The sequence below is a fragment of the Trinickia sp. genome, from assembly GCF_051953405.1.
In the GTDB taxonomy this organism is placed as follows: Bacteria; Pseudomonadota; Gammaproteobacteria; order Burkholderiales; family Burkholderiaceae; genus Trinickia.
The window spans coordinates 1-8840 of the sequence record NZ_JBQCIV010000143.1 but is presented as its reverse complement, the minus strand read 5'-3'; the positions used below and the strand labels follow the sequence as shown (position 1 = coordinate 8840).

Sequence of the window (8840 nt, the reverse complement as noted above, 5' to 3'; positions counted from 1 at the left end):
CTGCTCCTTGCCGCGCGTATCGGTGAAGCGAAAGTCGACAAACTTGACGTCCTCGTCCTTCACGAGCTGCATGACGTCGGCCACGGATTTACTCATATCCTCTTCTCCATTGATAGGTTCGGCGGTTCTTCGCTTTTATCGCGCGTCGGCTCGTTGCGCCTTCCGACGCCCAAAAGCCGATCTTGCAAGCGATCGCCGCAGGTAAAAGCAGCTTCCGTGCCAGAGTGTGCGCACCGTTGCCGCCGGGGGCCGGGAGGGCCTTGTCCGACCGCGCCCCGCATCGGCATCGGGTGCGCACCGTACCGAACAGCGGCCGCGGTCAGGAAACGTGCGGACGCACATAAACAGTGCGCAATCGCTCGCATTCCGGTCTTAAACGCCCATTGTGGTGCATTGCATTGAAAAATGCACACTTTTGGCGCATCGGTTTCATCGCTCGGCTGCACCATTGTGTCGAAGCATTGTGTCGATACGCGGACCGCTCGCCATGCACGGCCCGGGGCTAGAATGTCCCTTTACGGGATCAAGGAGACGATGGGCCATGAGTTCGCTGGAACAAATCCTCGCGCAAGCTGGCGCGCGCCGCGCCGAGCACCAATTGCCCTATGCCGGTGCCGTGTCGCCGCACGAGGCCTTCGAGCTGTTGCAGCTCGACCCGCGTGCGCGTCTGGTCGACGTCCGCACGCGCGCGGAACTCGATTGGGTCGGCCGGCCGCTCGTGGGCGACGGCCAATACGTGCATATCGAATGGACGCGCTATCCGGGCGGCGTGCCGAATGCGGAATTCGTCGAGCAATTGAAACAGGCGGTGGCCGGCGCGGATACGCCCGTGCTCTTCCTGTGCCGCAGCGCGGCGCGCTCGAAACTAGCGGCCGTCGCGGCGGCGCAAGCCGGCTTCGAGCAGGCCTACGATCTGTTGGAAGGATTCGAGGGCGACAAGGACGGCAACGGTCATCGCAAGACCGTGACCGGGTGGTGCTTTCGCGGGTTGCCGTGGATGGGGGCTTAGTCGGCCTGCGGTTCGACGATATCGCCGCCGAGCAGATGCACGCCTTCTCGCAGTTTGACGAAAGCGGCGGCAACGGCCTCGGGCTCGCCCTTGACCCCTAGATCGATATGCCGCCGAGCAAAGACGCCGCCGCGCTCGGCGTCGCCCACGCTCGGCAAGCTGAACACGCGCACGCCCGGGAAGTCGGCTTCGATTTTCTCCATGAGCGGCGTGAGCGTCGATTCCATGAGTTCGAACACGTAGAGCGAGCGCTCGGCGTGGGCGACGGCATGATGCAGGTGCGCATAGCGCGTGTCGAGCACCCATTCGATCATCGGCCAAGCCATCACGGGAAAGCCCGGCACGAAATGATGATCGCCCACCGAAAAGCCCGGAATCTTGTTGTAGCCGTTCGGGATGATCGACGCGCCGCGCGGAAATACGCCCATGTTCATTCGGTGGCGATTGTCGGGCGAATCGAAGTCGAGCGGTTCGGACGCGTTGGCGGCGCCCGAGGCCACTTGCATGTCGCGGATTCGGGCCCGGATGAGTTCGGCCGCTTCGGGATGCAGCTCGAGCGGCACGCCGAGCGCCTCGGCCGCGCATTGCCGGGTGTGGTCGTCGGGCGTCGCGCCGATGCCGCCCGTCGAAAACACGATATCGCCCGAGGCGAACGAGCGCGTAAGCGTGGCGGTAATCCGCTCGCGATCGTCGCCGATGTATTCGGCCCAGCCGAGCGCCAAGCCGCGGGCGCTCAGCAATTCGATGACTTTCGGCAGATGCTTGTCGGCGCGCCGGCCCGACAGGATTTCATCGCCGATGATGATGACGCCAAATGCCATATACCGCCCTCAAGTGGATGGAAGCGCCTCTTCGGCGCGCAGGCGCTGCAACGCGTCCAGGCAATAGTGGCCGAACCATAGCGCCGAAAACACGAGGATAAACGCATAGATCCAGATCGTGGCGGCGGTGATCACCGGAAAGAGCACAACGAGCCAAACGGAGCCGGCCCAGATGAGCGTCGGCACCGTGCCGATCAAGCCCGAGGCGACGCCGATCGCGAACAGCGGCCCGCGATGGCGCCGAATCAGCGTCCGGCGCTCGGCGGCGCTGGCATGTAACGCGAGCGCGTCGTAGGTCATGACGCGGTAAGTCAGCCAGCCCCACAACAATGGCGGAATCACGGCGAACAGCGGCGGAAAGAGCCACAACGGCAGCGTCACCAAGAACAGGACGACGCAGACCACGGTTGTCACGAGCGAATGCACGAGCGAGCCGTACCAAGAGCCGCCGTGGCGCTCTTCGAGCCCGGCGTAGCGCCGTAGCGAAAGATGGCGCACCACGAGCGGCATCGAAATCGTCGCGATCAGGAGCAGCACTGTCGTGACGATCAGCGGTATCGCCAAGGCGATGACGAGGAACGGCGCCAGCGCCGTATGCAGCGCGGTCAGGCCGACCCAGTCGAAGGCGCGGTCGAGCGCCGCGCCGAACCACGAGGCGGCCAGCCATGCGCGCGCGGCGCCGACGAGCGGTTGCCACATGAACCAGAAGAAGACGCCCCACCCGGCCGCGGCCACGACAAACGGCATGAACGTGAGCCACAGCATGCGCGGATGCAGGACGCTTGCCGTGGCCTTACCCAGCGCGCGCAGGAAATCGCTCATGCGCTCACCCCGTCAAAGCGCGGGCGCGCCTCCCGAGCGGCGCCCGCCCAGCCGGCGCGCGATGCGCACGAACGCGAGCCAATGCTGCGCGAAGAAACCCTCTCCATACGATTCACCCTCGATCTGCTGACGGATGCCGGTCGGTTCGACCGCGCGGTTCCAAGAGGCCGTCTTGAACAGCATATCCCACCAGGGGAACAGCACGCCGAAGTTGCACCCGTAGGCGGTGCCCTCGTGCCCGTAGCCGACCGCGTGATGCCGGCGATGAAACGCGGGACTGACGATCAGACGCTCGAACACCGGACCGAACGGCAGGCGTGCGTTCGTATGCTGCACGCTTTGGGCGAAATTCGTGACCGCCGTCAGCACGACGAACTGCGTCGGCGCCACGCCGATCGCAATGGCGATTGCAGCGAAAAAGGCGGCTTGGATGGCATCGTCGAGCAAATGATTGCGGTCGTCGCACCAGAGCGACATCTGGCGCTGGCTATGATGCACCGCGTGCAGCTCCCACCAGACGCCGATCCGATGCTGCCAGCGGTGATACCAGTAGCCGGCGAAATCGAGCACGACGAGGTAGATCCCGAACGCGACGAGCGGCCGCGAGGTCACGCCCGGCCATAGGGTGTCGAGATTGATATTGGCGATGCCGTGGTAGCGCAGCCAAACCTGGCTGTTCGCGAAGATCGGCGTAAACGCCACGAAAAAGAACAGATTGAACAGGCCCAGTTTCGTAATCCACGTGTACAGCACGTCCACGCGCAGCGCCTTGCGGTTTTCCCAGCGTTCGACGGGCCGCCACGCCTCGAGCGGCCGCAGCAACGCATACATCGTCACGATGGTCAGAAAGCCGACGATCACGGGGTACAGCGCGTCGTACGTATCCTCGTCGTAATCCATCCAGCCGAACTTGAACAAGAGCGGCTGGATCACGTCGACGAAAAGCCAAGTTTGCAGCGACGAGACGAGCCCATCGAGCGACGCGACGATCGAATGCAGCATGGCCCGGGCCTCGTCAAGCGCCGTTCGGTGCCGTCACCGGGGCACGGTCGTCGAAGAAGATGCCGTGCGGCGACCGGCCGACGGCGATCGTCTTGATCAGCTTGCGCGTGCGCATGTCGATGATGCCGACGTGCTTGGCGAAGCGGAACGTCACCCACAGATAGCGCTTGTCGGCCGTCAGCTCCATGTCGTCGGGGCCGGGCAGCAGGCCGGTGATATCGCCGACGTTCGTGAGCGTGTTCTCGTCGATAATGCTGATCGTGCTGGCCACGCGGTTACTGACGGCCACGTGCACGCCGTCGTCGAGCGAACGGAAGTTGTGCGCGCCTTTGCCCGTTTGAATCCGCTTGACGATCGATTGCTTGCGCCAATCGATCACCGCGACGTCGTCCTCCCCCGTCATGCCGACAAGCAGGTACTTGTCGCCCGGCGTCAGCCAAAGGCCGGCGGGCGTATTGCCGACGTTCATCTTCCACAGGACCGTCTGGGTCGCCAAATCGACGGCGGCAACTTGCCCCGAGACCTGCAGCGTCACGAACACGATCTTGTTGTCTTTCGTGAACGCCATGTGGCTCGGCATCGTCGCGAGCGGCAGGCGCTTGACGAGCGTCGGCGTATCGGTCTTCGCGTCGTACGAGTAAATGTCGAGGCGGTCGAGCCGCAGCCCCGTCGTCACGAACCATTTGCCGTTCGGCGAAAAACCGAGTTGATACGGGTCTTCGATGCCTTCGAGCCGCTTTTGCAACTGTCCCGTTCTCGGATCGACGAACATCAGATCGTTCGACACCGAATTGGCCACGATCAACGAGCGGCCGTCGGGCGTCAGCATCAAGTGGTGAGGCTCCTTGCCCGTGGAAATCTTGCCGCCGATCACTTGCTGCGACGCCTGGTCGATCAGCGAAAGCGTCGCTTCGGCGGAGTTGAGCACGATGACATCGTTTGCGTGTGCCGCGGGAGCCGCGGCCGCCACACAGGCGAACGCGAACGCGCCGGCGAGCCGCTTGGCCCGCGCAACGCATGTGAGAAAAGAGGTAGGCATGAGAACTCGTTCAGAAAAACCGCCGCCATGATAAAACGTTTGCGTCACGGCGCGGTTGACCAAGATTCAAAAAACAGCGGGCGCGGTAGCCGTCAATGCGAAGCGAATGTGGGGCGGCATCGCGCCGCCGCCACTCATCGCTGCATCGACTCCCACACTTTGTGCAGACGCTTGACCGAGACCGGCATCGGCGTGCGCAGTTCCTGCGCGAACAGCGAGACACGCAACTCTTCCAGCAACCACCTGAATTCCGCGAGCCGAGGATCCGCCACGCCGGCGCGCGCCGATTGCGCCCGCTGGTACTGGGTCAACAACGGCTGCATGTCGGCGAACGCACGCGCATCGCGGGCCGGATCGGCTTTCAGCTTGTCGATCCGCTGCCCCATCGCCTTCAAGTAACGCGGAAAATGCACGAGCTGCGCGTACGGCGTATCGAGCACGAAGCGCTTGCCGATCAGCGCCTGCAGTTGCTGCTGCAGGTCCGCATAGGCCGCCGCGAACGGCTTCGCTTGCGGCAGCTTTTTGACGACGGCCGCGTACTCGGCGAGGATTTGTCCGACCAGGCGGGCGATCTCTTGCGCCAGCAGCGAAAGCCGGCCCTTGCCCTCGTCGCGGCGCGCATGGAAGCTCGCGTCGTCGACAGGCAGCGGCTCTTGCAGGCACGCGCGCTCGAGCGCCATCTCGATCAGTTGATCGCGCAGCGCCTCCTGCGTACCGAGCGGCATATATTGCATCGCCATCTCGCGCAGGCCGGGCAGATTCTTCTCCAAATACTTGATCGGCTCGCGTAGCTGCAACGCGAACAGACGCCGCAATCCGGCCCGATGAACGCGCGCCGCCTCCTCGGGCGAATCGAATACCTCGACGTCGCAATGCGTCGTCCGGTCGACGAGCGCCGGGTAGCCGAAGAGCGTCTGCCCGCCCCGCCGGATTTCCAATAGCTCAGGCAGCGTGCCGAAGTTCCACGTCGTGAGATTGTCGTAGAGCGCCGTTCCTGCCGTCGCGGCCGGGACATTCGCCGCCGCGCGCCCATCCTGGCGCCCAGCGTCCGGCGCGCGCGCGCCGCTTGGAACCGGCCCGGCCGGCGGAGCCTGGCGCGACGCGGCCCCCGTCGTCGCTAATGCAGCGCCCGCCGCCAGCTTTTGGAAATGACGCTGCGCGTCCGCCCCCATCTCCGAGCGCAGCTGCGCCAGGTTGCGGCCCATGGCGAGTTGCCGGCCGTGCTCGTCGATGACCTTGAAGTTCATGAACAAGTGCGCCGGCAAGGTCTCGAGCTTGAAGTCGGTCGTCTTCAACGCGACCTGAGTCTGCTCGCGCACGTCGGCGATCAGCCCCTCGACGAGGCCGCCCACTCCGAGGCGCGACTCATGACGCACCGCGAAGCCGGCCGCATACTCGGGCAACGGCACGCAATGGCGACGCAGTTTCTGCGGCAGCGACTTGAGCAGCAACTGCACCTTTTCCTTGAGCATGCCCGGCACGAGCCACTCCGCGCGGCGCGGATCGACCTGGTTGAGCGCGTAAAGCGGTACCGTCAGCGTCACGCCGTCGCGCGGCGAGCCCGGCTCGAAGTGGTATCCGAGCCCCATTTCCACGCCGGCCATCGTTAGGCGCTTCGGAAACAGATCCGTCGTGACGCCGGCCGCCTCGTGCCGCATGAGATCGTCGCGCGACAAATAGAGCAAACGGGCCTTGTCCTCGGGCTGCCCCTGTTTCTTGATTTCATCGCGATACCAGCGCTCGAAGGCCGCCCCTGTGTGGATCCCCTCGGGCAAGGCCTGATCGTAGAACGCGAAGATCAATTCGTCGTCGACGAGCACGTCTTGTCTGCGCGATTTGTGCTCGAGCTGTTCGATATCCGCCAGCAGCTTGCGGTTATGGGCGAAGAACGGAAGTTTGGTCTCGAACTCCCCTTCCACGAGCGCGCCGCGGATGAATAGCTCGCGCGCGCGTGCCGGGTCCTGGCGCCCGAACGCGACCCGACGGCGGTGATACACGGGCAGCCCATAAAGCGTGGCTCGCTCGAACGCCGACACTTGCGCCGGGCGCTTTTCCCAATGCGGCTCGGACAGCTGTTTCTTCAACAGGTGGCCCGCCACCTTTTCGATCCATTCGGGTTCGATTTTCGCGAGGCAGCGCGCGTAGAGGCGGCTCGTCTCCACGAGTTCGCCGGCCATGACCCAGCGTCCAGCCTTCTTCACCAGCGTCGAGCCCGGCCACAGGTAGAACTTGATGCCGCGCGCGCCGAGGTAGTGCGGTTCGTCGTCGGCTTTCAGGCCCACGTTGCCGAGCAAGCCCGTGAGCAGCGCCAAATGGATCTGCTCGAACGTCGCCTCGCTCTCGTTCAGGCGCCAGCCGTGCTCGCGCACGACCGTCAACAGTTGCGAATGCACGTCGCGCCATTCGCGCAGCCGCAGGTGCGACAAGAACTGCGCGCGGCAAGCGTCCACGAGCTGCCGGTTCGACTTCTTGTGCGCGACGGCTTCGCCGAACCATTTCCAGATCCGCAGCCACTGTAGGAACTCCGAGCGCTCGTCGGCGAAGCGCCGATGCGCCTCGTCGGCTTGCTCTTGCGCATCGGCCGGCCGCTCGCGCGGATCCTGCACCGACAGCGCGCTGGCGATCACGAGCACTTCGGCGAGCGCTTGCTGATCGCGCGCGGCGAGGATCATTCGGCCCACGCGCGGATCGAGCGGCAAGCGCGCGAGTTCTCGGCCAAGCGGCGTCAGCGCGTTGTCGTCGTCGACGGCGCCGAGTTCGGCCAGTAGCTGGTAGCCATCGGCAATCGCGCGGCCCGGCGGCGGCTCGATGAACGGGAACGATTCGATTTCCGTCAGGTGCAGCGACTTCATCCGCAAGATGACGGCGGCCAGCGACGAGCGCAGGATCTCGGGATCGGTAAAGCGCGGCCGGCCTTGGAATTCGGCTTCTTCGAACAAGCGAATGCACACGCCGTCCGCCACCCGTCCGCAACGCCCGGCGCGCTGGTTGGCCGCCGCTTGCGAGATCGGCTCGACCTGCAACTGCTCCACCTTGTTGCGGTACGAGTATCGCTTCACGCGCGCGAGCCCGGTATCGACCACGTAGCGGATGCCCGGCACCGTCAGCGAGGTTTCGGCAACGTTCGTGGCAAGCACGAGCCGTCGCGCGTTCGACGGCTTGAACACGCGCGCTTGCTCTTCGGCCGAGAGCCTGGCGAACAGCGGCAAGATCTCGGTGTGCGGCGGATGGTGCTTGCGGAGCGCCTCCGCCGCTTCGCGGATCTCGCGCTCGCCCGGCAGGAAGACGAGCACGTCGCCCGAACCTTCGCGGCAGAGTTCGTCGACGGCATCGACGATCGCTTCCATGAGGTCGCGATCGGCATCGCGCGTACTTTTCGGCCGATCGGGGCGCGGCTGGCCCGGGCGGTCGGCCCGCTCGCGCCCCGTCGTGCCCTGCGCCGCCTTGATCGCCGCGCTCGGCTCTTGCACGGGGCGATAGCGAACCTCGACCGGGTAGAGCCGGCCGCTCACTTCGATCACGGGCGCGGGCCGCGCATCGCTGCCGAAATGGCGCGCGAACCGCTCGGCGTCGATCGTGGCCGACGTCACGATGAGCTTCAGGTCGGGCCGCTTGGGCAGAATCTGCTTCAGATAGCCGAGCAGAAAATCGATGTTCAAGCTGCGCTCGTGCGCTTCGTCGATGATCAACGTGTCGTAGGCGCGCAAAAGCGGATCGGTCTGCGTTTCGGCCAGCAAGATGCCGTCCGTCATCAACTTGACCGAGGCGCCGGGTGCGAGGTTATCGGTGAACCGCACCTTGTAGCCGACGACTTCGCCGAACGGCGTGCCCAGTTCCTCGGCGATGCGCCGGCCCGTTGCCGAAGCGGCGATGCGGCGCGGCTGCGTGTGGCCGATCAGCCCCGAGCCGCCCGCGCCGAGGCCGCGACCGAGCGCGAGGCAGATCTTCGGCAGCTGCGTGGTTTTGCCCGAGCCGGTCTCGCCAGCGAGAATGACAACCTGATGGGCGCGTATGGCGGAAACGATTTCATCCTTGCGCGCGGTGATCGGGAGATCTGCGGGATAGGAAATTCGCGGCACATTAATCCGGCGTTCTTCGCGCAAGGCGATGGAAGCCTGAACCCCCTGAAATATTCGATCCACAAGCT

General features: G+C 64.9%; 6 protein-coding genes. 1 reads left to right on the top strand and 5 read right to left on the bottom strand.

Going from position 1 to position 8840, the window contains the following annotated elements; all coding sequences use genetic code 11:
* The first annotated feature begins 541 nt into the window (after nt 1-541).
* Entirely contained in the window at nt 542-1009 is a 468-nt protein-coding gene (locus ACTHN9_RS25850; RefSeq protein WP_440539663.1) for a rhodanese-like domain-containing protein, read from the top strand.
* Here ACTHN9_RS25850 and ACTHN9_RS25845 read toward each other — a convergent pair.
* From ACTHN9_RS25845 to hrpA, 5 genes are all read right to left on the bottom strand, one after another.
* Nucleotides 1006-1830 (bottom strand): competence/damage-inducible protein A, encoded by an 825-nt coding sequence (locus tag ACTHN9_RS25845; protein ID WP_440539662.1) that lies wholly within the window; start codon nt 1828-1830, stop codon nt 1006-1008. The two genes, ACTHN9_RS25850 and ACTHN9_RS25845, sit on opposite strands and share 4 nt — an antisense overlap.
* Before the next feature lie 9 nt (nt 1831-1839).
* Nucleotides 1840-2652 (bottom strand): EI24 domain-containing protein, encoded by an 813-nt coding sequence (locus ACTHN9_RS25840; RefSeq protein ID WP_440539661.1) that lies wholly within the window; start codon nt 2650-2652, stop codon nt 1840-1842.
* Nucleotides 2653-2664: 12 nt separating this feature from the next.
* Complete coding sequence (locus tag ACTHN9_RS25835) at nt 2665-3654, bottom strand: sterol desaturase family protein (RefSeq protein WP_440539660.1); 990 nt, start codon at nt 3652-3654, stop codon at nt 2665-2667.
* Nucleotides 3655-3667: 13 nt separating this feature from the next.
* Nucleotides 3668-4693, bottom strand: a complete 1026-nt coding sequence (locus ACTHN9_RS25830; protein WP_440539659.1) for a YVTN family beta-propeller repeat protein — start codon at nt 4691-4693, stop codon at nt 3668-3670.
* Between the two features lie 134 nt (nt 4694-4827).
* Nucleotides 4828-8772 carry an ATP-dependent RNA helicase HrpA gene (hrpA, locus tag ACTHN9_RS25825; RefSeq protein ID WP_440539658.1) on the bottom strand — a complete coding sequence of 1315 codons (3945 nt, stop codon included), beginning with the start codon at nt 8770-8772 and terminating at the stop codon, nt 4828-4830.
* Nucleotides 8773-8840 lie beyond the last annotated feature (68 nt).